The organism is Streptomyces canus, from assembly GCF_041435015.1.
Classification (GTDB): Bacteria; Actinomycetota; Actinomycetes; order Streptomycetales; family Streptomycetaceae; genus Streptomyces; species Streptomyces canus_G.
Genome location: NZ_CP107989.1, coordinates 4,219,586 through 4,245,263 on the forward strand (window position 1 = coordinate 4,219,586; position 25,678 = coordinate 4,245,263).

Genomic DNA, 25,678 nt, shown 5'->3' on the forward strand with positions numbered 1-25,678 from the left:
CCCATGACCACGCACGACACTTCCGCGACCGCCCTCGACGCCCTCGGCGTTCTCGACGGCATCGTCCGCCACACCACCGTCCACGGCATCCCCACCCTCTTCGCCCCGCGCCCCGGCGCGATCACCGCCGGTCTCGTCTTCCGGGTGGGCCATGCCGACGAGACCCTGCCCACCTCCGGCATCACCCATCTCGTGGAGCACCTCGCCCTGTACCGCCTGGGCCTGTCCGACCTGCACTACAACGGCGCCACGGCGAGCACGTACACCCTCTTCCACGTCACCGGCGACGAGGACGAGGTCGTCACATACCTCAACAGCGTCTGCGAGGCACTGCGCGACCTGCCGATGGACCGCCTGGAGACGGAGAAGGATCTCCTGCGCACGGAGGCGGGCAGCCGCGGGAAAGGTGCCCTGTCCCAGATGCCGCTCTGGCGTTACGGCGCCCAGGGCTACGGCCTGTCCAGTTACGAGGAACACGGCACCCGCACCCTGACGCCCGACCAGGTGCGCCACTGGGCCGAGACCCGCTTCACCCGGGACAACGCCGTGCTGTTCCTCACCGCGGACCGCGTACCCGACGGCCTGGACCTCACCCTGCCCGCCGGCCGCCGCTTTCCCGCCCCGACCCCGTCCAGCGCGCTGCCCGACACGCCCGCCTACCTCCGCGGCGAGGACGGCCACCTCGTCTTCACCTCCGTCCTGCGCCGCTCCACCGCGGCCGCGGTGTTCGCCGAGGTGCTGGGCCGCGCCCTCTTCCAGGACCTGCGCCAGAAGGGCGGCTACTCGTACTCGGCGGAGGCCGACTACTCCCCGCGCGACACCGACTTCGCCACGCTGACCGCGTACGCCGACGCGCTGCCGCAGAAGCAGGACGCCGCGGTCGGCGGCTTCGTCGACGTCTTCGCCCGGCTGCGCGCGGGCCGCATCGAGCAGGCCGAACTGGACTCCGCGCGCGGGAAGTTGCTCAAGCGCTACGACGTCCCCGATCTCGGCGCGGCCCTGCTGCCGTCGTACGCGCTCAGCCTGCTGACCGGCCACCGGATCCTGACTCCCGAGCAGCACAGGGCCGAACTTGAGGCGGTCGGCGTCGCCGACCTGCGCGAGGTCGCCCGGGAGGCGTGGGACGGCGGGCTGCTCCAGGTGCCGACCCGGGGCGCCGACTGGGCAGGCCTCACCGCGGCCCCCCAATTCTCGCCGTCCGGGGTCTCCGGCACCCTGCACCCGTCCCTGGAGGACGACGACGTCACCCTGATCATCGGGGAGGCGGGCGTGACCCTGTCGACACCGGGTGGGCTGGTCACCGTGCGGTACGACGCCTGCGCCGCGATGACCACCCGCCCCGACGGAGCCCGCTGCCTCACCGGCCTCGACGGCTTCCAGGTGACCGTGGAGCCGACCCTGTTCGGGGACGTCACGGCCGAGCGGATCGCCGTACTGGACAAGGCGGTTCCCGCCGCCGCGCTCGTCCCCCTTCCGGCCCGCCCGGCACAGGAGATCCCTCAGCCGCGCGAACGGACGGCCCCCGCCCCGCGGACCCCGGCGGACGGGTCCCAGCAGACCGAGGGCCGGGGGTCGGCCGGGCGGGTGTCGGGCCACTTCGTCTTCGTGACGGCGCTGGCCACACTGTGGCCCGTGCTCCTCGTCACCCTCCTCGTCAACGGAATCCAGGAACCCTCGATCAGATTGCCCGTGATCGCCGGATGCGTGCTGGAGTTCTGGCTGCTCCACGCCGCCCGCAACCTGTACCGGACCGGACAGCCGACTACTCCACAGTGACCGACTTCGCCAGGTTCCTCGGCTGGTCCACCTCGTTGCCCCGGGCCGTGGCCAGCTCACAGGCGAACACCTGCAGCGGCACGGTCGCCACCAACGGCTGCAGCAGGGTCGGCGTGGCCGGAATCCGGATCAGGTGATCGGCGTACGGCACCACCGCCTCGTCCCCCTCCTCCGCGATCACGATCGTCCGCGCACCCCGGGCCCGGATCTCCTGGATGTTGGACACGATCTTGTCGTGGATCACCGACCGCCCCCGGGGCGAGGGCACGACCACCACGACCGGCAGGTCCTCCTCGATCAGCGCGATCGGCCCGTGCTTCAACTCCCCTGCCGCGAACCCCTCGGCGTGCATGTAGGCGAGCTCCTTGAGCTTCAACGCGCCTTCCAGCGCCACCGGATATCCGACATGGCGCCCGAGGAACAGCACGGTCTTCTTGTCGGCCAGTGACCGCGCCAGCGCTCGCACCGGCTCCATCGTCTCCAGCACGCGCTCGACCTCACCGGAGATGTGCGACAGGTCCCGGACGACGGCGGAGATCTCGTCGCCCCACTTGGTCCCCCGCACCTGCCCCAGGTACAGCGCCACCAGGTAGCACGCCACGAGCTGGGTCAGGAACGCCTTCGTCGACGCCACGGCGACCTCGGGCCCCGCGTGCGTGTACAGCACCGCGTCCGACTCCCGGGGGATCGTGGACCCGTTGGTGTTGCAGATCGCCAGGACCTTGGAACCCTGCTCGCGGGCGTGCCGTAGCGCCATGAGCGTGTCCATGGTCTCCCCGGACTGGGAGATCGCGATCACGAGGGACCGCGGGCCCAGGATCGGGTCCCGGTAGCGGAACTCGCTCGCCAGCTCCACCTCGCAGGGGATGCGGGTCCAGTGCTCGATGGCGTACTTGGCGATGAGCCCCGCATGGAAGGCCGTACCGCAGGCCACGATGACGACCTTGTCCACCTCCCGCAGCTCGGCGGCGGAGATCCGGACCTCGTCCAGCGTCAGGGACCCGGCCGCGTCGATACGACCGAGCAGCGTGTCGGCGACCGCCTTCGGCTGCTCGGCGATCTCCTTGAGCATGAAGTAGTCGTAGCCGCCCTTCTCCGCGGCGGAGGCGTCCCAGTCGACGTGGTACGGCTGGACATCGGCGGGACGGCCGTCGAAGCCCGTCACTGTCACGCCGTCGCGCCGCAGTTCGACGACCTGGTCCTGGCCGAGCTCGATCGCGGAGCGGGTGTGGGAGATGAAGGCCGCCACATCCGACGCCAGAAACGCCTCGCCCTCGCCGACGCCGACCACCAGCGGCGAGTTCCGCCGGGCGCCCACGACGACGTCCGGTTCATCGGCGTGTACGGCCACCAGCGTGAACGCCCCCTCCAGCCGTCGGCACACCAGCCGCATCGCCTCCGCGAGGTCGGCCGTCACCGAGAACTCCTCGGCGAGCAGGTGCGCGACCACCTCCGTGTCCGTCTCCGAGGCCAGCTCGTGTCCGCGGTCCTCCAACTCGGCCCGCAGCAGGGCGAAGTTCTCGATGATGCCGTTGTGGACGACGGAGACCCGGCCCGCGTTGTCCAGATGAGGATGCGCGTTGGCATCCGTCGGCCCGCCGTGTGTGGCCCACCGCGTGTGCCCGATACCGGTGAGCCCCGCCGGCAACGGCCGTTCCACCAGCTCCTTCTCCAGATTGACCAGCTTCCCGGCCTTCTTGGCCGCCGCCAGCCCGCCGTCCGCCAGCACGGCGACGCCTGCCGAGTCGTACCCCCGGTACTCCAGTCGCTTCAGTCCGGCCATCACGACATCGAGCGCCGACTGCGACCCCACGTATCCCACGATTCCGCACATGCGCGGCAGCCTAGGGGGCATGGGGCGTCGAAACACGGCACTTCGTGCCCGATTCCGGATATCGCGGCAGGGGGCGGAATCGAGCCAACTTTGCACTCCTCGACCCCCCGAACCTCACCGATCCGCCACAGAAACACCACAGAACTCCCCTGGAGGCGCAGGAATCACGTCTTCCGTACGGCCACTCGGAGACCACCGGTGACTTCGCGCCACGGCGGGTCCGCTGGCCAAAAGCCCTTGCCCAAACCGCTCGACAGCTGCCTAAAGTAACGCGCGCTTGACCGGATCATGACCAGACCGGTGGCGCTCAGTTCGAGCCAGCGACCGGGGGAACAGCGTCGCCGCGCAACGGGGGTCACGCCGGCATGCCGCAGAGCCTGCACGCGCCGGCCCTCGGGGCGGATCCGCGGTTTTCCCCCCGACAGGGGGTACACACGTGCGCCTGAGACCCAGACCTTCCACAAAGCCGAGACGACTCGCCGTCAAGGCGACCGCCCGGCTCCTCCCGCCCGTCCTCGCCACCGCGCTCCTGGCCGGCATAGCCGTCGGTTCGGGCCCCGTCGTCCAGAACATCGGCCGGGACGCCGTCCCCGCGAGTGACAGCTACCCCTGGTACCAGGACACCGCCGCCGAGCAGCTCCGGCAGGACCAGTGCCTGATGACCGACGTGCTGCGCCTGGGCGGCACGTCCATGGCGACCACCGCGCAGGACGCGCTCAACCAGCCGCAGGACAAGCTGCACGTCCTGGCCGACCGGGCCAACTGGCAGCAGACGCCGCTGGCGACGGCGTATCAGAAGGACCGCGACGCCTCGGCCCGGGAGCTCGACGCCATCAACGCCCTCCGGGACGCCTGGAAGGTGCCCGTCGAGGGGCTGACCACCCCGGCCGGCTTCACCGAGACCGGCTTCCACTGGCCACCCGGCACCAACAACGACGGCCAGCAGAGCTTCTACGGCCAGACCGGCCTGACCAAGTGGATCTCCGACCGGTTCTGGCAGAACGACGGCGACTTCTACGAGGACTCGACGCCCGCCACCGACGAGACGACCCTCAAGGCCGTCGACGCCCTGGGGACTCCGCTCTACGGCTCGGACCCGGACCCGACTCTGCCGTCCGACGAGTGGAACCGCGCGCTCGCCGAACGGAGCGCGTTCGACTGGATGCACGGCGGCCCGGGGACGCACGCGGGCGCCGACGACGCCCGGATCTTCCTGGAGTCCGGCGGCTTCCCCCGCACCGCCCCGGCCCCCGACAGTGCCGAGTACCGGATCGCGGTCGAGAACCTCAAGTCCCGCTTCGCGGGCTGCGCCTGGCGTGACCCCCTCGACCCGAACGGCGTGCTGAGCGACGCCACCGCGACCGCGGCGGCCGAGTGGCAGCAGGAGATCGCCTCCCAGGCCTCCCAGCGCAACCAGATCCTGACGTCCAACAAGGACGCCGTCACGGCTCTCGCCGCCGGTTCCAAGGCGCTCGGCGACCTGCTGGGCCAGTCCTGGGCCGCCGACCGTCTCACCCGCTGGCAGGACTACTGGTCCGAGGGCGGGGTCGGTTGGATCGGTGACGCGCCGACGACGATCGGGGTGACCGGCAAGTCGGGCCTGTGCCTCGACGCGGCGGGCGGCGGCACCGCCAACGGCACGGTCGTCCAGATCTACACCTGCAACGGCTCGGCCGGACAGCAGTGGCGGGTCGAGGGCGACGACAAGGGCCTGCACTTGAGGAACGTCAAGTCCCTCAAGTGCCTCGACGTGGCCGGCAACAACTCGGCGAACGGCACGAAGATCCAGCTGCTGACGTGCAGCAGCTCCCCGGCGCAGACCTGGGAGTACAACGTCCGCGCCGCCACGCCGCTGAAGAACGTCGGCACCGGCAAGTGCCTGGACCTGCCGACGTACGACAGCGGCCAGGACTCCCGGCTGTGGACCTGCTCCGGCGGCACCCCGCAGAAGGTCACGGTCAAGCCGTCCGGGCACACCGGCACGGTGCCGCCGACGGCCCAGTTCACCAAGGCCAAGGCCAATATCGCCAAGGCGCAGGCCGCAGCGGCGAACAAGCTCGCCGCCGTCAAGAGCCAGCTCGCCGCCGCCCAGAAGGCGGGCACCGCCTCCGACACCGCCGAGCAGGCCGCGTACACCATTGCGGACGGCAACGGCGCCCCGCGAGGCCGCGGTCTCCTGGTCGGCCAGCAGAAGGCGCAGGTCACCAAGGGTGCCGTAGCCGCCCTCACGGCGATGGTGAAGGCCGGCGAGACCGCCGAGGCCGCCACCCGTGCCGCCGCCGCGGACAGCGCGACCATCACCCAGCGGGCGCTGGCCCAGGCCGCGCAGGTGAAGGCCGAGTTCCGCAAGCAGGCCGCCGAGAAGGCCGAGCTCCAGGCGAAGGCCGCCGCCGACGCGGCGAAGGTCCACCGCGACAACGCCAAGAAGGACAAGGAAACCGCGGAGGCCAAGCTCACCGAGGCCCTGAACGCCGAGGGCGACGCCAAGGCGGCCGCCGCCGAGGCGCACTCCCGGCGGCTCGCGGCCGAGGCCGAGGAAGCGACGGCGAAGAAGGAGAAGGAGACCGCCGAGGCCAAGCAGGGGGAGGCGAACCAGTACAAGCAGACCGCCCAGGCCGAGGCGTCGAAGGCGAACGACGCCAAGGACAAGGCCGAGTCCGCCGAGAAGACCGCCAACAGCAGGCGGGACGACGCGGTCGCGGCTCGCGACAACGCCAAGGCCAAGCGGGACGACGCCTGGGAGGCCGAACAGAAGGCCGACGCGGCCCGTGCCAAGGCCGACGCCAAGGGCGCCTACGCCGACTCGCTGGACGCGGACGACGCGGCGACCGCCGCCCGGTCCGCCGCCGACGAGGCGGACCGGCAGGCGGACGCCGCCGAGACGGCCGCGCGCAACGCGCGAGCGGCGGCCGACGCCGCCACGCAGGCCGCCGCCGAGGCGGACGCCGCCGCCACCCGTGCCGAGGCCGCCGCCAAGCGGGCCCGCGCCGACTCGGACGCCGCCCAGGCCGCCAAGCTGAAGGCCGACGCCGCCGTACGCACCGCCACGGCGGCCGTCGCCGACGCCATCAAGGCGGCCGCGCACGCCGCCGAGGAGGCGAAGACGGCGGTCAAGCTGGCCGACGAGGCCGAGGCCCACGCCAAGGAGGCCAGGGGTCACGCGAACGAGGCCCTCAAGGAGGCCGCCAACGCCCGTCTCGCCGCGGCCAAGGCCGTCGGCTTCGCCCACGTCACCGCCCAGGCGGCCGTGGACGCGGCGAAGTCCGCCGAACAGGTGGCGGCCCCGGCGAACGACGCGATCCAGCTGGGTTCGCCCTACCTCACCACCGACTCGGCGGCCTCGCTCGTCGTCCTGAGCGGGCAGGCGTCGAAGTCGATCGCCGACCAGCAGCAGGCGGTGGCCGACGCCCACGCGAAGAACGCGCAGGAGGAGGCCGCGGCCGCCCAGGTCCTCGCCGACCAGGCGACGGCCGACGCCAAGGAGGCCCTCCAGCACGCGGCCAAGGCCGCCGGCTACGCGAGGGACGCCCGCGGCTACGCCAAGGAGGCCCTGGGCTACGCGGCCGACGCGGCGGAGGCAGCCGCCAAGGCCACCCAGTCACTGGCCCGCACGGTCGAGTACGACCGCCAGGCCACCGAGGACGCGGCAGCCGCCGACGCGGCAGCCGGCCGCGCCGAGGGCTACGCAGACTCCGCCCGCGCGGCGGCCGACCAGGCCGCCCTCGACGCGGAAGCGGCCCGCGCGGCAGCGTCGGAAGCCGAACAGGCGGCGAAGGACGCCCGATCCGCCGCCGACCGCGCGGACGCGGCGGCGACGGAGGCGGAGGAGGCGGCGAAGGACGCCGACAAGTACGCGAAGGAGGCCCAGGAGGCCGCCGACAGGACCGAGCGGCAGAACAAAGCGAACCAGATCGAGACGGGCACCGTCGTCGACGAGGTCGATGGCTCCATCGGCAACATGTTCTATGTCGTCGACCACTACAACAAGATCGGCGAGCCGGAGACCGTAGAGAAGACGGACGGCTGCGACGGCTGGATCGACAAGCTCTTCTACAAGGGCGACTGCACGATGACCGTGAAGATCCGGTTCACGGCGCTCATCGATGTGTATATGTGCACCGCGGAGGATCTGGACCTGGAGCAGTACAGGTGCCCCTCCGGCGCGACGGTGTACGTGGACGAGGTCCAGACCAAGGAACTCTCCACCAAGGTCACGCACACCATCACGATCGCGGAATACCAGAAGAACATCGACCCGATCGACATCCTCTTCGGCAGCTGGATCAAGTGCGCCCAGAGGCTGGCCCCGGGCGGTGCGGCAGGAGACGGGGTCGGGTGCGCCTGGGCGATCGTGGATGTCGCCAGCCTCTTCGCCGGCAAGATCCTCCGGCCCATCGCGGACGCGGTCAAGGCCGTGGACGCGGCCGCGCGGACGGGCATCGAGTTCGCTGACGCGTGGAAGGCCCTGCGCACCCTGGGCCTGTCCGAGACGGCAGTGGCCGGCATCGGCAACAGGGCGGTCCAGCAACTGGAGAAGGGGTGCGTCGACGGGGTCGCCCGCCGGAGCGTCGCCCGCGCCGCCGCAGTGGGCAACGGCATCACGGTCTGCAAATGGCTGGAACTCGGCGGCCCCGGCCGATGGATGGCGGAGACCGAGAACATGTCCCAGGCCGACCGCGCCTACGAGCAGTTGATGACGAACGGGGTCCCGGCCGGCATCTCCTACAAGGTGCCCGCCTCCTGGCGGAAGTCCGGATACGTGAAGTTCGACGGGTTCCAGAACGGCAAGCTCATCGATGCCAAGAACCAGGCGCTGAACGATCGGATGTTCACCGCCGAGGGCAAGCTCCAGTCGTGGGTCACCGAACCGCTCAAGCAGGCGAAGGACCAGGCCCGAGCGGTGGGCAACGACTGGGAGATCATCTGGTACGTCTCCGACGAGCGGACCGCCACGGCCTTCAGGTACATGATGGCCGACAACGGCATCACCAACATCACGGTCATTTTCAAGCCGTGACCCATTCCCGGGGTGTCTCCTGCCGTCCTCGGTGGGAGACACCCCGGGCCTGACCCCGATGCGGAGAGATCTCCTGTGAGCTACAGCCCGTCGATCTACAAGTTCGTCGAAGGCAGTGACGCGCCCGTTCCCCTGGACAGGGACCTCGTCCGGACGGTTCTCGGTCCCTATGACGTCGGTGACCCGGACCTCACGCTGATGGACGACGGACGTCTTCAGTACATGGTCCGTGCCGCGGACGGCAGTGGAGCCGAGTTCTTCGTCGACGAGACCGGCATCCTGGTGGAACGCCCGCATTCCGGTTCCGGCGTGTTCGCCATCGTGGCCGAGCTCGCCGCACGGCTGGGCGCGGTGATCCTGGAACCGAGCGAAGGCGTGTTCCTCTGCGGCACCGAAGCACACGCGCACCTTCCCGCAGACATGCGGGACGAAGTCGTACTGATCGACATGACGGGCGAGGCCGTGGAAGCGGCCCTGATCGGACGACCGTCCTGAGCCCGATGAGTTACAGCCTGCTACGGCGACGGGACCGAAGACGTCGCGTATCGCGGTCTCGTCCAGGGGGGTGGGTTGTCCGTCGGCGAAACGGCAGAGGTACGGCACCCGGCCGCCGTCGACGATCTCCGCCGGCGATGTGCCGAGTGGACCTGGCCGCCGGACGAGGTCGAGAACTTCCTCGCCTCCCTCGGCAAGGACGACCAGCCCACCGCGTACCTCTTCCGCTGCCGGCTCTGCGCGACCCACCTCGCCTACGCGGACTTCACGTGAGCAGGCCCGCCCAGCGTGACCGCGGCCGGACGTGACCCACCCCACCCCCCACCCCGTTCAAACTCCGTTAACAATGGACTGTGATCTCTCCGGTCTCCCCGATGCCCCGGAGCGCCCACCGGCACAAGCCGGAGGCGACTCCTTACGTCGACCTCACCCGCACCGAGTGGAGCGCGCTGCGCGAAAAGACGCCGCTCCCGCTGAACGCCGAAGAGGTCGAGAAGCTGCGCGGCCTCGGTGACGTCATCGACCTCGACGAGGTGCGGGACATCTACCTCCCGCTGTCCCGGCTGCTGAATCTCTACGTCGGCGCCACGGACGGCCTCAGAGGCGCCCTGAACACCTTCCTCGGCGAGCAGGGCTCCCAGTCCGGCACCCCCTTCGTCATAGGCGTCGCGGGATCGGTCGCCGTGGGCAAGTCGACCGTCGCCCGTCTCCTCCAGGCCCTGCTCTCCCGCTGGCCCGAGCACCCGCGTGTGGAGCTGGTCACGACGGACGGCTTCCTGCTCCCCACCCGGGAGCTGGAGGCCCGCGGGCTCATGTCGCGCAAGGGCTTCCCGGAGTCGTACGACCGCCGCGCGCTGACCCGTTTCGTCGCCGACATCAAGGCGGGCAAGGACGAGGTCACCGCCCCCGTCTACTCCCACCTGATCTACGACATCGTCCCGGACCAGCGGCTCACCGTCCGCCGCCCCGACATCCTGATCGTCGAGGGCCTCAACGTCCTGCAGCCCGCCCTCCCCGGCACGGACGGCCGTACCCGCGTCGGTCTCGCCGACTACTTCGACTTCAGCGTGTACGTCGACGCGAGCGCCGAGGACATCGAGCGCTGGTACCTCAGCCGGTTCAAGAAGCTCCGCCGGACCGCCTTCCAGAACCCCGACTCGTACTTCAGGAAGTACACCCAGGTCTCGGAGGAGGAGGCGGTCGACTACGCGCGCACCCTCTGGCGCACCATCAACAAGCCCAACCTGGTGGAGAACATCGCCCCCACCCGCGGCCGCGCCACGCTCGTCATCCGCAAGGGCCAGGACCACAAGGTGCGCAGGCTCAGCCTCCGTAAGCTCTGAAGGCCGTAGGCCTGTTGACGTACGCCTGTTAGAAAGGCGTCATGCTGCATCTGCGCCTGATCACCCCGGCCGAGAAGACCGACGACGTGGTCCACCTGATCGAGGAGACGGTCGGTACCACGCACCTCGTCGTGATGCCGGGCGCCGCCCGCAACCCGGCCGGCGACGTCGTGATGTGCGACGTGGCACGCGAGGCGGGTGACGAACTCATCGGCGCCCTGCGGAAGTTGGACCTCGACAAGAGCGGCTCGATCGCCGTCGAGAACATCGACCTGTCGCTCTCCGAGCGCGCGGACAAGGCCGAGGACGACGCGCCGGGCGAGGGTGCGGACGCGGTGCTCTGGGAGCATCTGACGGACGCGACGCACGAGGAGTCGACGCTCTCCGTCACCTACCTCGCCTTCATCACGCTGGCCACGATGATCGCGGCCTGCGGTGTGGTGCTGGACAACGCGATCCTGATCGTGGGCGCGATGGCGGTGGGCCCGGAGTTCGGCCCCCTGGCCGCGTTCAGCACGTCGATCGTCCAGCGCCAACCGCGTCTGGCGGCCCGCTCGGTGATCGCGCTGTTGGTGGGGTTCGCGGCGGCGATGGCGGTGACGGTCGGCTTCACCTGGTTCATGGACGCCCTGGACCTCTTCCACAAGTCCGACCTGGAGGGCGACCGCCCCAACACCGCCTTCGTCTACGCCCCCGACGCCTTCTCGTTCGTGGTGGCGGTCCTGGCGGGTATCGCCGGCACCCTCAGCCTGACCTCGGCGAAGTCGGGGGCCCTGGTGGGCGTGGCCATCTCGGTCACCACGATCCCGGCAGCGGCCAACGCGGCGATCGCCCTGGCCTACGGCGACATGGGGCAGACGGTCGGCTCCACGAACCAACTCCTGCTGAACCTGGGGGGCATCGTTCTGGCAGGCACTCTTACGTTGCTTTTCCAGAAGTGGCTCTGGAAACGTAGTTAGGGGCGCGGGGAACTGCGCGACAAGCCACGACGGACCCGCGACCCGCGCAGCACAGAACCCCTGCCCCTACCCGGCAGTTCAGCCGAGCGCCGACTTCACCGCATCGGCGAGCCGCCCGGCAACAGACCTCGCCTGATCAATATCAGCCGCCTCGACCATCACCCGCACCAGCTGCTCGGTCCCCGACGGCCGCAACAACACCCGCCCGGTGGCCCCGAGTTCACGCTCGGCCTCGGCCACCGCGGCCGCCAGCTCCCCGGACGTCGAAACCTTCGACCGGTCCACGTCAGGCACATTGATCAGCACCTGCGGCAGCCGCTCCATCACGGAAGCCAGTTCCTTCAGCGACCGCCCGCTCTCCGCGACGCGAGCCGCCAGCATCAGCCCGGTCAACGTCCCGTCCCCGGTCGTGGCGTGATCCAGGATGATGACGTGCCCGGACTGCTCACCCCCGAGGGCGTACCCGTGCGCCTTCATCTCCTCGAGCACATACCGGTCCCCCACAGCGGTCTGGACGAGCCGGAGCCCCTCGCGCTCCAGCGCCAGTTTGAACCCCAGGTTCGACATGACCGTCGCGACGACGGTGTCGGACCGCAGCGCCGACCGATCCCTCATCGCGAGCGCGAGCACGGCCATGATCTGGTCGCCGTCCACCTCCTCACCGGTGTGGTCGACGGCGAGGCACCGGTCCGCGTCCCCGTCGTGCGCGATGCCGAAGTTCGCCCCGTGCTCGACGACGGCGGCCTTCAGCAGTCCGAGATGCGTGGAGCCGCACCCGTCGTTGATGTTGAGCCCGTCCGGCTGGGCACCGATGGTGATCACCTCGGCGCCGGCCCGCGAGAACGCCTCCGGCGACACCCGGGCGGCAGCGCCGTGCGCCTCGTCGAGGACGATCTTCAGTCCGTCGAGCCGGTTCGGCAGTACGGCGATCAGATGGGCCACGTACTTGTCGAAGCCCTCGGTGTACTCGCGGACCCGGCCGACACCGCCGCCGGTCGGCCGCTCCCAGGGCTCACCGCGCTTGTGCTCCTCGTAGACGGCCTCGATGCGCTCCTCCAGCTCGTCGTCGAGCTTGTGCCCGCCGCGCGCGAGGAACTTGATGCCGTTGTCGGGCATGGCGTTGTGGCTGGCGGAGAGCATGACGCCGAGGTCGGCGCCGAGCACACCCGTGAGATACGCCACCGCGGGCGTGGGCAGCACACCGACCTTCAGCACGTCCACGCCGGCGCTCGCGAGGCCCGCGACCACGGCGGCCTCCAGGAACTCCCCGGACGCGCGCGGATCCCGTCCGACCACCGCCGTCGGCCGGTGGCCCTGGAACGTACCCGCCTCGGCCAGCACGTGCGCCGCCGCGACCGACAGACCGAGCGCCATCTCGGCCGTCAGATCCGCGTTGGCGACACCGCGCACGCCGTCCGTGCCGAAGAGTCGTCCCACTTGTCCTCCTGAGGAAGCTTCAGTTACGGAGATCATCCGATCACATGAGCCTTTGAGCGCCTTGTGCCGTTATACGCCTAAGGCAGTGATAAACGAACGCCCCGGTGGCACTGTGGCGTGCCGCCGGGGCGAAACGTACGTACTGCTGACTCGCAGGAACGAGCAGGTACGAAGCAGAACAGGCAGCGAAGATTAACGCTTGCTGTACTGCGGGGCCTTGCGGGCCTTCTTGAGACCGGCCTTCTTGCGCTCGACCGCACGGTCGTCGCGGCGGAGGAAGCCGGCCTTCTTGAGGGCGCCGCGGTTGTTGTCCACGTCGGCCTCGTTCAGCGCGCGGGCGACACCGAGACGGAGCGCACCGGCCTGACCGGAGACGCCGCCACCCGCGATGCGGGCGATGATGTCGTAGCGGCCCTCGAGCTCGAGCACCTTGAAGGGCTCGTTGACTTCCTGCTGGTGCACCTTGTTGGGGAAGTAGTCCTCAAGGGTGCGACCGTTGATCTTCCACTTGCCGGTGCCCGGGACGATCCGGACGCGGGCGATGGCGTTCTTGCGACGGCCCAGGCCGGCGGCCGGCTGCGGGTCGCCGAAGCGGGACGCCATGGACTCCGAGGTGTACTCGCCCTCGACGGGGACCTCGGACTCGGTGGTGTAGCTGTCGATGTCGACGAGCTCGGTCTCGGTCTCTTCGACCGGCTGCTCAACAGTGGTCTCGGCCACGATGCTCCTCAGATTCTTTTCTGTCTTGGGGGTGGCCGGAACTACTGCGCGACCTGGGTGATCTCGAACGGCACCGGCTGCTGGGCAGCGTGCGGGTGCTGGTCGCCCGAGTAGACCTTCAGCTTGCTGATCATCTGACGGCCCAGGGAGTTCTTGGGGATCATGCCCTTGATGGCCTTCTCGACGGCCTTCTCGGGGTTCTTCGCCAGCAGCTCGTCGTAGCGGACGGAGCGCAGACCACCCGGGTAGCCGGAGTGGCGGTACGCCAGCTTCTGGGTCTTCTTGTTGCCGGACAGGTGAACCTTGTCGGCGTTGATGATGATGACGAAGTCGCCCATGTCCATGTGCGGGGCATAGGTCGGCTTGTGCTTGCCACGGAGGAGGTTCGCAGCGGTGGTAGCCAGACGGCCCAGGACGATGTCCTGAGCGTCAATGACGTGCCACTGGCGAGTCACATCGCCGGGCTTGGGGCTGTACGTACGCACTTCGCAGCCTTCTTCTTCAGTGGATGGGTGCTGACACATGGCATCACTGAAGCGATCGTGCAGCTGGGGACGACAATGCCGGGGACGCTGCCCGTATGCCGCCCACTGGTAACTGCTCCAGGGAACCTACGTAAGGGCCTCTCGCGTGAGAACGACCAAGCCGATACGCATAACAAACCGCAAGGTTACCCGCGCTGCCCCGGACGGGTCAAAACGAGTCCGCCGCGGCAAGGGCCACAGCACCTCGGGGACCAAGATGTACACCCCTGCCGGAAAGGTCCCCGGGCCAGTGTCCACAGGCCCCACAGCACCTCCCGTCCCCCGTCTAAGATGCGCCCCATGAGCTTTGGGCAGCAGGGGGGACCCCCATCCCAGTGGGATCCCTGGAAACCGCAGTCGCAGCAGCCGTGGGGCAGCGACGGGGGCGAGCAGACCCCGGACTGGGCCGCGCTCGCCGAGGCGTCCGAGATCCGCAACAGGCGCCGTCGGCTGTTCTTCATCGTCGGCGGCGCGGTCGCCACGGTCGCGATAGGCACCGCCGTGGCGATGGCCGTCGTATCGGCGAACAACGACGACGAGGCGAACAAGCCGACCTCGTCGCTGCCGGCGACCGCCGACATCCCGAGCGCGACCGGAACCACGCCGTCGTTCGCGCCGACCAGCGCACCGCCGCCGCTGGACCCGAGGGACTTCATCGCCAGCAAGGCCAAGGACACGGCCCCGCTCGGCGCGCAGATCCTCTTCCCGGGCACCCAGCTGACCATGGGTTCGACCGTGTACAAGAAGGGGACGACGGCCGACACGAAGAACTGCGCCGCCGGCGACACGGTCCAGCCCAGCCTCGGAAAGATCCTGAAGGCCAACAGCTGCACCCGGTTCATGCGGGTCAGCTACACCAAGGACGGCGTCTCGGTGACGGTCGGCGTGGCCGTCTTCGACACCGAGGCCCAGGCGACGAAGGCGAAGAGCCAGGTCAACACCAAGAAGGACATCGTCAAGTCGCTGTCCGGCGGCGCGGTCAAGGCCTTCTGCAACTCCGCGATCTGCCGCACGACCTCGAACTCCTACGGCCGCTACGCCTACTTCACCATCGCCGGCTTCGCCAGCGGCAAGAACGTCACGGAGAAGGACACCGCGGTCTTCAGCATCGGCGACAACCTGGCCGAGTTCACCTTCCGCCAGATCCACCGGCGCGGCGAGGCTCAGGCGTCGACGGCTGCGAGCGAATGACACGGTCCGCGGCCGTGTGAAAGCCTCCCCCTTTCCGATCACGCGCTGATCAGCAGTCCTTGGGGGGACCTGTCCATGGCCGCACACCACACGTCCGGACGCCGGCTGCTCACCGCCACCGTGGGCCGACTGAACCCGCGGCACCCGGCCCACGGGCCCCTCGGCGACCGGCCCGTGATCCGGAAGGCCATCGACGCGGCGGGCCGTTGCGGCCACGGCCGTCTCCCGCAGGGCCGGTACCGGATCGCCTCCGCGCCCGGGCTCGCCGTCGCGGCCGCGCCGCACGGCGACCGGCACCGTCACGTCCCGGACCTGACGTTCACAGGGGCCTCTTCCATAGGTCCGGCCGACGCCGAAGTGGGGACGCTCACCCGCGCCCGGGCCGGTGTCACCCACGTCGCCGGCGGCACCTCGACCGTCGCGTGGCTCATCGTGGACCCGGCGTAGCGCCTTGGACATGCGAGGGCGGGTCAGAGTCATAGGGGCCGCGGCAGGGGCGGCACTGCTGGCCCCGCTGGGGGTGTGGGCCTGGTCCGAGCACAGCGCGCAGGGGCCCCGGCTCGTCCCCACCGACCTGCACGAGCGGGACCCCGAGGCGGCCCCCGCGGCCCGCCGGGTCTACGCGACGCTGGCCCGCCTGGAGAACGACGCGCGCCGGGGCCGCCCGTCCCGCACGGTGCTCGGCCAGCACGTGGAGCTGCACAACGAGCGGTACAACAAGGTGTACGGCGATTTCCGGGGCCTCAAGCAGCCCGGCTACTACTACCGCAAGGCCCGGGACATCACCGGGAAGCTGCCCGGCTTCGTGGAGGTGGACCTCGGGCCCGGCTACGGGCAACCGGGCTGGGCCGTGGGGACCGCCCGCTCGTACTCCAGGGCCTGGCCGGCCTGCCGCCCCTCCTGGGGGTACGTCGAGGACGCCGTGGACCTCGCCGTCGGGGTGTGGGCGGGGCTGCCCCGGGCGGCCGACGGCTCGTACCGCACCTCGGGCAGACACACGGAGTGCGCGACCGGCACCGAGGTCTCCCTCCCGCACAACGGGGGCGCACCCGCGGGCATGGTCGGCTTCTCCTTCCACCAGCCCTACCCCGGCAGCCCGGTCAAGGGCTACGCGCAGACCCTGCACCGGAACTCCCCCGGCGCGAAGGACCGCGACTGGTTCGGCCGGGTGGTCACCGAGGGCACCACCGAACACCGGGACCTGCTGCACGACCTGGCCTTTCTCGCGGACCACCTCGGCTACCTCGCCGGCCGCGGGGTGCCGGTGCTGCTGCGGCCGTACCACGAGATGAACACCGCGCCGGGCCAAGGTTTCTGGTGGGCGGGGCAGGACCCGGCCGCGTTCCACAGGCTGTGGCGGCTGACGTACGACTACCTCGTGAACCGTCGCGGCCTGCACCATCTGATCTTCGTCTGGTCGCCCAACTCCTGGAACGGCCCCTACGGCCGCGACCCCCGGCCGTACTACCCCGGCGGCGGTTACGTCGACGTCGTCGGAGTCGACGACTACAGCGACACCCCGGCCGAGCCTTTCGGCCAGGGCGCCTGGACCGAGGTCTGGTACCGGGGCCTGGAGGAGTACCGCAGGCCGCGCATCGTGGCCGAGTCCTTCCACGTACCGCTCAACGCCCACCAGCCCCGGACGCTGTCCCGGACACCATGGGTCCTGTGGACGGTGTGGGGCCAGGCACTGACGTACGACAACGTCTCGGAGCCGCGCGGGAAGAACACCGCGGCCGACGTGAAACGGACCTATGAGTCACCCAGGGTGATCACCGGCGGACGCCTGGTGTAGATCTGCGACTTACAACCAAGATCACCACACAAGACGTGACTTGATTAACTTTTGAACACATCACCCTCACAAGCGTTTTCACTTTCACGCTTTTGTGTAAGGATCTGTGTCTTGTTCGATCAGTCTTCGGGCGCCCGGGGGGGCATCTGAGCGCGGCTGATCGAAAGCGCCAAAGAAGGCGTTGAGGGGGATGGACCCGGAACCACACCATTCGTCACGGTGCGTATTCATGCCGTGATGTCGATCCGTCGTGCCTCAACGCGCCACTGATCTCATGGGGAGTTCCGCAGTCGTATGGCATCGACAGCCGTCGAGGGGGGTGTGCCGCATTCCCGGCACCATCAGAAACTCGCGAAACGCACCGCCGCGTGGAAGCCGGGAATCCTCCCGTTCCTGCTGCCTTTCATCCTGTTGGTCGTGTTCGGACTGTGGAGCTACCGCCCCAGTTCGTCCGTGCTGAGCTGGGCGCTCTCCGTCGTCTGGACGCTGCCGGTGGTCGGCGTTCTGGTCGGCATCCAGGGTGCGCTGCTGATCCGCCGCCGGGTCCGCAAGAGCGACCGGATGATCCCTCCCGCACCGGCCGAGGAGGACTTCCTGATCGTCCTCTGCCCGACCATCGGGCGGAACGACACCTACCCGGCCCTGGAGCGCTCGATCCTCTCGTACGTCGAGCATCTGCCCGAGTGGTTTCCGTACCTGCGCGTCGACATCCTCACCGAGGAGGGCTGCGAGGCGGCGGCGGACATCGACCGGCTGGCCGACTCCCACCCGCTGATCAGGGTGATCACCGTGCCCAAGGACTACGTCCCGGCCAACGGCACCCGCTTCAAGGCCCGCGCCAACCACTACGCCCACGAGCTGCGCATCGCGGAGGGCGAGGCCCTCGACTACGTCTGGGTACTGCACATGGACGACGACACCGGTGTCGGGCCCGACACGGCGTCCTCGCTCGCCCAGTTCATCAACCGTCAGCGCCGCGCCCACCCCGACGAGGCCAAGCACATGGCCCAGGGGATCCTCACCTACCCCCGTGAGAACGCGGTCAACATGTTCACGTGGCTCGCCGACGCGGTGCGCCCCGCCGACGACATCGCCCGCTTCCGCGCCCTGACCGGCATGGGCACCCCGGCCGCCGGCGTGCACGGCGAGCTGCTGGTGCTACGCGCATCGATCGAGGCCACGATCGGCTGGGACTTCGGCCCCAAGGAGATCGTCGAGGACGCCCGCCTCGCCCTGACGTTCTGCCGCAAGTACCCGGGCAGGAGCGACTGGTTCAACGGGCGCTGCTACGGCGCCTCCCCCGCCACCGCGTCCGACTTCATCAAGCAGCGCGACCGGTGGGCCTGGGGTCTGGTGGCCCTCTGCTTCAACAAGGCCGTGCCCTGGCGCTACCGCTGGTTCCTGTCGATCTGCGTGACCACCTGGATCCTCGGCCCGCTCCAGCACATCGGCGCCGTGCTGCTCATCGGCTGGCTCTTCAACGACATGAACACCTCGCCGGTGACCCAGTCCATCACCATCCTGTGGGCCTTCAACTTCGCCTACGTCATCTGGACCTACTGGGAGGGTCTGCGACTGAACGCGCTCGCGTCGCTCAGCGGCCGGCGCAAGTGGTGGGAGCCGATCGTGGTGGTCGTGTGCATCCCCGTCTTCTCGGTGCTGGAGGGTCTCGGCGGCTTCAAGGGCTTCCTGAGATTCGTCCGGCGCGAGGAGAACAAGTTCGTCGTGATCGCCAAGCCCGCCTGACCGCCCGGAAGACAGCTGACTCATGCGCTCACGACTGCCCCTGCTCGCGATCTTCCCTGTGACCGTTCTCAGCCTCGTGCTGGGCGCCCCGTTCGTCCTCGGCGACCACCCGGTGCGCTGGGAGGCGGGTTCGGCCCTGCCCAAGGTCGTCATCGGCGACTCGGAGACCTCTGCCACCCCGTCCGGGAAGAAGCCGGAATCCTCTCCGTCCGATTCCCCTTCCTCCTCTTCCTCCTCCACCAACGCCCTCCAGGTCGCCAAGCCCTGGAAGAAGGGCATGCCGCAGTGGGGCGTCCAGCTCTACTGGGAGGAGGAGACAAAGAAACGATCCGACACATTCATCGAGAACCAGGCCCGCAAGCACGCGAAGTACCTCATCGGGCTGGGCGCGAACTCGGTGTCGCTCTCGTTCCCCTACTTCATCGGGGGCCCCACCTCCGACGAACTGTCGGCCGGGGCCAAGACCCCGTCCCCCGAGCGCCTCGAGCGGGTGCTGAAGGTCTTCAAGGACGCCGGGTTCCGCACCACGCTCCGCCCGATCCTGGACGAGGGCAACCTGAAGCAGAACAACGGCTGGCGCGGCAACATCGAGCCCGCCTCACGCTCGGCCTGGTTCGCGTCGTACAAGAAGCTCCTCACGCCGTACCTCAAGGCCGCCGAGGAGACGAAGACGAACACCTTCGTGATCGGCACCGAACTCAACTCGCTGGAGGGAGACCCCGGCTGGGACACCCTGGTCGCCGCCGCCGAGAAGACCTTCCCGGGCGAGGTGTCCTACGACGCGAACTGGGACAACTACGTCACCGGCCGCATCAACATGCCGGTCAACCACCTGGGCGTCGACGCCTACTTCCCGGTCAAGGTGCCGGACACGGCCCCGGTCTCCGACCTGGTCAAGGGCTGGAACACCTGGCTGGACAAGAAGGCCACCGGCCCGCTCCCGAACATCCTCGTCTCCGAGACCGGCATCGGTGCCATGAAAGGCGCCTACCACGCGCCGGGTGACTTCTACGCCCGCCGGGCCCTCAACCCGAAGGTGCAGGCCAACTGGTACAAGGCGGTCTGCGAGGTCGTCCAGGACCGGAAGATGCAGGGCATCTACTGGTGGTCGCTCTGGTTCGACGACGACCCCAACACCAAGCCCGACGACAAGGTTGCCTCCCGGCTCGACTTCGCCGGACGCCCTCTCTCCGAAAAGGCGATCACGTCCTGTTTCACCTCTGACTACGCAGGACCCGGGACCGAGACCGCAAGCTGACCGAGCGGAGGCAGTCATGCAGGAAGCCATCATTCTGGTGGGCGGCAAGGGAACCCGCCTGCGCCCCCTGACCAACCACACCCCGAAGCCGTTGCTCGGCGTCGCGGGCTCCTCCTTCATCCGGCACCAGATCGCCAAGCTGACGGACGCGGGCGTCGGGCACGTGGTCTTCGCGACCTCGTACCTCGCCGGCCTCTTCGAGGAGGAGTTCAAGGACTTCTCCCAGGACCTGGAGATCTCGTACGCCGTCGAGGAGGTGCCGCTCGGCACGGGCGGAGCGATCCGCAACGCGGCCCGTCTGCTCCACGGCACCTCGCCGGACGCGCCGGTGCTGATCCTCAACGGCGACATCCTCTCCGGCGTCGATCTGCCCGCCCTCCTGGAGCGCCACGAGGAGCGGGCGGCGGACGTGACCCTGCATCTCACCCGCGTCCCCGACCCACGCGCCTTCGGCCTGGTCCCCACCGACGCGTCAGGCCGGGTGCTCTCCTTCCTCGAGAAGCCGAAGACGCCCGAGGAGTGCGTCACCGACCAGATCAACGCCGGCTGCTACGTTTTCCGCCGCTCGGTCCTCGACGCCATACCGGCCGACCGCGAGGTCTCGGTCGAGCAGGAGACCTTCCCGCAGCTCGTCGCCGCGGGACGCCGGGTGTACGGCCACACGACCGAGGAGTACTGGCGTGACCTCGGCACCCCGCTCGCCTTCGTCCACGGCTCCGCCGATCTGGTCACCGGCCGCGCGACCTCGCCCCTGGTGGGTCCGCCGTCCGAGGCCCTGATCCACCCCACCGCTGTCGTGGACCCGACCTCCCGCGTCACGGGCGGCTCGACCATCGGCCCGCACGCCGTGATCGGCCCGCACGTGGTCGTCGACCGCTCCATCATCGGGGCCGGTGTCGCCGTGGCCGAGGACACCCGGATCCACGAGTCGGTGGTGGACCACGACTCCACGATCGGCAGGGCCTCGCTGCTGCGTGAAGTGGTCGTGGGATGCCACGCACACATCGGCGCGGACAACGAACTGCCCGCCCACCTGCGGCTCTCGTGCGGCATCCGCATTCCCGCCCAAGGGGTACGCGTCAGCGCTACGGCTGCCGCCTGCCCGACGGTCCACTGAAGTCGTCTGCCTGCCAGCGTGCTCGACCGGAGAGTTCCTTGACAACCGACACCCGCACCCGCCGTCGCGCACCGTCCGCGCAGACAGAGCGTCTTCGTCAGTACCGGCCGGATATCCAGGGCCTGCGTGCCGTGGCCATCATGATGGTCGTCAGCATGCACTGCGGCATCCTGGACATCCACGGCGGCGTGGACGTCAGCTTCGTGCTGAGCGGCTTCCTCATCGGCGGCCAGCTCTTTGCCGAGATCGACAAGACCGGCAAGGTCTCCCTGACGAAGTTCTGGGCGCGCCGCTTCCGGCGGCTGACCCCGCCCATGGCCGTCGTCATCGTCGGTACCGCGATCCTGGCCTGGCTGTACGGCAGCCCGCTCAGGTTCCGCTCCTACATCGAGGACGGCCTCAGCGCCTCCCTCAGCTTCCTGAACTGGCGCCTGGTCGAGACCGGCACCGACTACTTCGCCAACGACGGGACGCAGTCCCCGTACCAGCACTTCTGGTCGCTGGGCATCGAGGAGCAGTTCTACCTCGCCGCCCCGATCATCCTCGTCGTGATGGTCTGGATCAGCCGCAAGATCTTCCGCAACCGTGCTCTCGTCGCGCTGTTCCTGATGGCCGCCATCGCCGGATCGTTCTCTCTGGGCTGGTCGAAGACGCCCGAGAACCAGCCGCTCGCGTACTTCGGTACCCACACCCGGATCTGGGAGATCACCTGCGGCGTCCTGCTCGCCCTCGCCGCTCCGCTCGTCTCCCGCATGAACACCGGGCTGGCCGCGGTCGTCTCGTGGCTGGGGCTCGGCACCGTGCTCGTCACCGCGATGCTCATCTCCGAGGACACGCCGCTGCCCGGCTACGCGGTGGCCGGCCCGGTCATCGGCGCCGTCATGGTCATCGCCGGCGGCTGCGCCGATCCCCGGTTCGGCGCGGAGCGGCTGCTCGACAATCCCGTCCTCGACTTCGTCGGCAACGTCAGCTACGGCTGGTACCTGACCCACTGGCCGCTTCTGGTGCTCTGGCCGTCCATCACCGACCGGGATTTCACGTTCGAGGAGCGCATGCGCGTCGTCGTCCTCTCGTTCCTGATGGCCGTCGCCCTGCACTACGCCGTGGAGCGCAGGTTCAAGAAGAACGTGTCGCTGGTGGCCCGCCCCTGGAAGGGCGTCTTCACCGGCGGGTTCACCACCGCGGGCACGGCAGGGGCGATGGTCCTGGCCACGCTCGTCCCGCTGCACCTGGCGACGTCGTCCTCGTCCAGCACGGTCGCGGCCGGGTTCACCAGCGAGGCTTCGGTCGAGGAGTCCGTGCACCGCACAAAGCTGTCCACGGCCGTGCAGGCCACTCTGCAGGGCGCGCCCAAGAACATGGCCACCCACGGCTGCATCGACGACTTCGAGGTCCCGAAGTTCGTGATGCGCGACAGCTGTGTCGTCGGCGACCCGAAGGGCTCGAAGACGCTTGTCCTCATGGGGGACTCCCACGCCTGGCAGTGGAACGACGTCTACGACACGATCGGCAAGGAACTCGATGTACGCGTGGTGACCATGGCGAAGGGTGGCTGCTCGCCGCAGATCTACCGCATCTTCAACCCTCAGCTGAAGCGCGAATACACCGAGTGCGACAGCTGGCGCGAGTCGGCCTTCGCGGAGCTCGAGAAGATCCGTCCGGATGTCGTCGTCATCGCCGACCGAGCACGCGGTGAGGCGAAGCGGGACGGTGCCGAGGCCTCGTTCAAGGTGCTCAAGAAGACCGGCGCCACGCTCGTCTACATGACGGACACCCCGGAGCCCGGGCAGAACATCCCCGACTGCCTCGCCACGCACATCGACAACACCACCCTCTGCAACCGCAAGGAGTGGCAGGCGCTGGAGTACACGGACGTCCGCGCCATGGAGCGGGAAGTGGCCGAGAAGTACGGCGCGGACATCATCGACACGGCACCCGCGTTCTGCGCCGTGGACGTGTGCCCGGCGGTCATCGGCGACCAGGTCGTCTATTTCGACAACAGCCACATCACGGCGTCGTACTCGAAGACCCTGAAGCCCTTCCTCCAGCCGGCCCTGGAGAAGATCCTGGACGAGGCATAGTCCGCCGTCGCCCCCCGGCCGGCCCCCGGCCGGGGCGGACCCGTCACTGCCCGCGGACTCGTACCCGACGCGCCTGCCGCTGCCGCTCCGCGAGCTCCTCGTCCGCCGGATACCCGACCTCCTCCAAGGTCAGCCCATGCGGCCGTACGACATGGACGGCGCTGTCGCGGACACCCGCGTCCAGCACCTTGCGCGGCCACTCCACGCCCCGGTGTCCGTCCCCCACGAACAACAGGGCACCCACCATCGACCGCACCTGGTTGTGGCAGAAGGCATCGGCCCGGACCTCGATCTCGACGACCCCGTCCGCCCGCCGCCGCACCCCGAAGTCGAGGATCTCGCGGATCGTCGTCGCTCCCTCACGCTTCTTCGCGTACGCCGCGAAGTCGTGCTCCCCGACGAGGGACTTGGCGGCGGCGTCCATGGCGGCGACGTCCAACTCCCAGTCGTGCCACAGCACATGGTTGCGCAGCAGCGGATCCACGCCACCGGGCCGGTCCCCCACCCGGTAGACGTACCGCCGCCACAGAGCGGCGAAGCGCGCGTTGAACCCCGCCGGCGCCTCGGTGAGACTCCACACCCGCACATCCTTCGGCAACCGCCCCGCCAGCCGCTTCAGCAGCTTCTCCCGATGTTCCCCCCACAGCCCCTCGGGCAGATCCACGTGCGCCACCTGCCCCCGCGCGTGCACCCCGGCGTCCGTCCGACCGGCCACGGTCAGTTCGTACGTCACGTCCTTCGACCGCGTCACCGTCCGCAGCGCGTCCTCGATCTCACCCTGCACGGTCCGCCGTCCCCCGGCCTGCTTGGCCCATCCGGAGAACTCGGTTCCGTCGTAGGAGAGGTCGAGGCGGACACGGACGTCACCGGGCTGTACTTCGTCGCTCACCCCTGGATCCTCTCAGGAACGCGAGACGGGCCCGCCCCGAGGGGCGGACCCGTACGACCGAAGCCGTCGACGGTCAGGACTTGCCCCTCGGGTTCAGCACGATCCGGCCGGCGTCGTTCGCCGGATTGCCCTCGTTCGGCATCGTGTACGCGAAGAACGCGCGGCCTGTGGCGTTCTTGATCACCTCGTCGACGCGGAGGCCGAAGGTGAAGGTGCGGGAGGCGTCCTCCAGGATCGGTGTGTCGATGTTGCAGAGGTAGTCGCCCTTGGCGCCCTCCAAGTCGGCGGCCCAGCAGGCCTCGGGCGCCGTGGTGGTCGTGGTCCCCGGGGGAAGGTCCACCCAGAAGGAGATCGGCTCACCGCCGGAGCGGAGCAGGGCCAGCCAGGCGGGGCCGTGGTTGGCGAAGCCGATGTCCACCGACACCGTCTGCCCCTTGCGGGCCCGCAGCCGCTCACCGGTCAGGTCGAGGTCGAAGGTGTTCTTCGTCGGGAAGTCCGTCTCCGCGTACTGCGTGTAGTCCGCCGGATCGGCGTCCGGCAGCCGCACCAGCCCCAGCTCCGGCCCGGCACCCTGCTGGTGGTCGCCCTCGGCCAGCAGGTCCGCCACCTGGTCGGCGGGCACCGCGTTGAAGGTGTAGTACATCGAGTCGTAGAGCGCGAAGCCGGCCGTCCCGATCGGGAAGGGGGCACTCAGCCCGTAGGCCGCCCCCGCGGCGAACTCGCTGTCGAAGACGCACAGTGCCGTGGAACGCCCGCGCAGATCGTCGGGGTCACGCGGGTCGTACCAGCAGTTGCCGAAGGTGCTCGGGAAGGAGAGGCCCCGGGTGCCGGAGACCCGCAGCACGACGCCCTTGCCGCCCAGACCGCCCTGGTTGCGGAAGCTCAGCGGTGCCTGGAAGGTGTCGCCGGCCCGGAAGCCCTCCGGCTCGGCCAGCTGCTTCATCCGCAGCTCGGGGCCGCCGACCAGTACGTCCACCGTGTGCCCGGTGAAGGCCAGGCCCTCGCCCGCGGCGGTGACGGAGATGGTGCCGAAGTCGCCCGCGGCGCTCTCGTCGGTCACGTCGAGACGGATGCCACCGAGGTCGTTGTAGTCCTGGCCGGCGTAGATCTCGGAACGTCTGCAGGTGGCGACCATGCCGTCGACGGAGCAGCCCTGCCGGCGGCCGAGGCTCGAGAAGTCCACCGCGGCGACACCGGCCAGGGAGCGCGCGTCCACGGTGACCGTGTACTCGCCGTTGTGGATCGGCCAGATGATTCCGTCATCGTCCGGTACGGCCTCGCCGGGCGCCCGGAGTCCGAGTTCGATCTGCGGCTCGCCAGGCTCACCTGGTTCGCCGGACTCCGGTTGCAGCGAGAGGTTCACGCTGTCGGGCCCGACGACGGACACCGGCAGTAATTCCTCCTGGGCGCTGGCCGGAGCGGCGAGCGCCGTACCGGCCAGCGCGGCCAGCGCGAAGGCGGAGATGGTGCGCCGCACAGCGGCAAGAGACGTCATG

19 protein-coding genes are annotated in these 25,678 nt (G+C 69.4%); 13 read left to right on the forward strand and 6 right to left on the reverse strand.

Features of this window, described 5'->3' with window-relative positions; translation table 11 throughout:
• The first annotated feature begins 3 nt into the window (after positions 1–3).
• Positions 4–1,776: a M16 family metallopeptidase gene (locus tag OG841_RS18865; protein WP_371566191.1), complete on the forward strand. Its 1,773-nt coding sequence runs from the start codon at positions 4–6 to the stop codon at positions 1,774–1,776.
• Here the strand turns inward: OG841_RS18865 and glmS are convergent.
• Positions 1,763–3,610: a glutamine--fructose-6-phosphate transaminase (isomerizing) gene (gene glmS, locus OG841_RS18870; protein ID WP_328640410.1), complete on the reverse strand. Its 1,848-nt coding sequence runs from the start codon at positions 3,608–3,610 to the stop codon at positions 1,763–1,765. The genes OG841_RS18865 and glmS overlap by 14 nt on opposite strands.
• A gap of 436 nt (positions 3,611–4,046) precedes the next feature.
• Between glmS and OG841_RS18875 the strand changes: the two genes are divergently transcribed.
• The 5 genes from OG841_RS18875 (at position 4,047) to OG841_RS18895 (ending at position 11,424) form a co-directional block, all read left to right on the forward strand.
• Positions 4,047–8,627 carry a ricin-type beta-trefoil lectin domain protein gene (locus OG841_RS18875; RefSeq protein WP_365119543.1) on the forward strand — a complete coding sequence of 1,527 codons (4,581 nt, stop codon included), beginning with the start codon at positions 4,047–4,049 and terminating at the stop codon, positions 8,625–8,627.
• A gap of 75 nt (positions 8,628–8,702) precedes the next feature.
• Positions 8,703–9,122, forward strand: a complete 420-nt coding sequence (locus tag OG841_RS18880; protein WP_328640408.1) for a hypothetical protein — start codon at positions 8,703–8,705, stop codon at positions 9,120–9,122.
• 75 nt (positions 9,123–9,197) lie between these two features.
• Entirely contained in the window at positions 9,198–9,395 is a 198-nt protein-coding gene (locus OG841_RS18885; RefSeq protein ID WP_365119541.1) for a CbrC family protein, read from the forward strand.
• A 101-nt stretch (positions 9,396–9,496) separates the two neighbouring features.
• A complete protein-coding gene (gene coaA, locus OG841_RS18890; RefSeq protein WP_328640406.1) occupies positions 9,497–10,465 on the forward strand; it encodes a type I pantothenate kinase in 969 nt (322 codons plus the stop codon).
• 41 nt (positions 10,466–10,506) lie between these two features.
• A complete protein-coding gene (locus OG841_RS18895; RefSeq protein ID WP_328640405.1) occupies positions 10,507–11,424 on the forward strand; it encodes a DUF389 domain-containing protein in 918 nt (305 codons plus the stop codon).
• Positions 11,425–11,502: 78 nt separating this feature from the next.
• Here OG841_RS18895 and glmM read toward each other — a convergent pair whose 3' ends face one another.
• From glmM to rplM, 3 genes are all read right to left on the reverse strand, one after another.
• A complete protein-coding gene (glmM, locus tag OG841_RS18900; RefSeq protein ID WP_328640404.1) occupies positions 11,503–12,861 on the reverse strand; it encodes a phosphoglucosamine mutase in 1,359 nt (452 codons plus the stop codon).
• Between the two features lie 192 nt (positions 12,862–13,053).
• Positions 13,054–13,581: a 30S ribosomal protein S9 gene (gene rpsI / locus OG841_RS18905; protein ID WP_057607895.1), complete on the reverse strand. Its 528-nt coding sequence runs from the start codon at positions 13,579–13,581 to the stop codon at positions 13,054–13,056.
• A gap of 41 nt (positions 13,582–13,622) precedes the next feature.
• Entirely contained in the window at positions 13,623–14,066 is a 444-nt protein-coding gene (gene rplM, locus OG841_RS18910) for a 50S ribosomal protein L13 (RefSeq protein ID WP_057607896.1), read from the reverse strand.
• Positions 14,067–14,405: 339 nt separating this feature from the next.
• Between rplM and OG841_RS18915 the strand changes: the two genes are divergently transcribed.
• The 7 genes from OG841_RS18915 to OG841_RS18945 all read left to right on the forward strand — a co-directional run bounded on the left by OG841_RS18915 (position 14,406) and on the right by OG841_RS18945 (position 23,293).
• Complete coding sequence (locus OG841_RS18915) at positions 14,406–15,296, forward strand: hypothetical protein (RefSeq protein WP_328640403.1); 891 nt, start codon at positions 14,406–14,408, stop codon at positions 15,294–15,296.
• 75 nt (positions 15,297–15,371) lie between these two features.
• Complete coding sequence (locus tag OG841_RS18920; protein WP_365119538.1) at positions 15,372–15,743, forward strand: hypothetical protein; 372 nt, start codon at positions 15,372–15,374, stop codon at positions 15,741–15,743.
• Between the two features lie 10 nt (positions 15,744–15,753).
• Entirely contained in the window at positions 15,754–17,091 is a 1,338-nt protein-coding gene (locus OG841_RS18925) for a glycosyl hydrolase (RefSeq protein ID WP_365119536.1), read from the forward strand.
• 294 nt (positions 17,092–17,385) lie between these two features.
• Positions 17,386–18,837, forward strand: coding sequence for a glycosyltransferase family 2 protein (locus OG841_RS18930; protein ID WP_365119534.1), 1,452 nt, complete (start codon positions 17,386–17,388; stop codon positions 18,835–18,837).
• 22 nt (positions 18,838–18,859) lie between these two features.
• Positions 18,860–20,095 (forward strand): glycoside hydrolase family 113, encoded by a 1,236-nt coding sequence (locus OG841_RS18935; protein WP_328640399.1) that lies wholly within the window; start codon positions 18,860–18,862, stop codon positions 20,093–20,095.
• 16 nt (positions 20,096–20,111) lie between these two features.
• Entirely contained in the window at positions 20,112–21,212 is a 1,101-nt protein-coding gene (locus tag OG841_RS18940) for an NDP-sugar synthase (protein ID WP_328640398.1), read from the forward strand.
• Between the two features lie 38 nt (positions 21,213–21,250).
• On the forward strand, positions 21,251–23,293 hold the full coding sequence (locus OG841_RS18945) for an acyltransferase family protein (RefSeq protein ID WP_328640397.1): 2,043 nt from the start codon (positions 21,251–21,253) through the stop codon (positions 23,291–23,293).
• 43 nt (positions 23,294–23,336) lie between these two features.
• Here the strand turns inward: OG841_RS18945 and truA are convergent, their stop codons facing one another.
• Both truA and OG841_RS18955 read right to left on the reverse strand, forming a co-directional pair.
• The gene (gene truA / locus OG841_RS18950) at positions 23,337–24,182 is read right to left on the reverse strand and encodes a tRNA pseudouridine(38-40) synthase TruA (protein ID WP_328640396.1); all 846 of its coding nucleotides are present in this window, start codon (positions 24,180–24,182) and stop codon (positions 23,337–23,339) included.
• Positions 24,183–24,255: 73 nt separating this feature from the next.
• Entirely contained in the window at positions 24,256–25,677 is a 1,422-nt protein-coding gene (locus tag OG841_RS18955; RefSeq protein ID WP_371566201.1) for a hypothetical protein, read from the reverse strand.
• Position 25,678 lies beyond the last annotated feature (1 nt).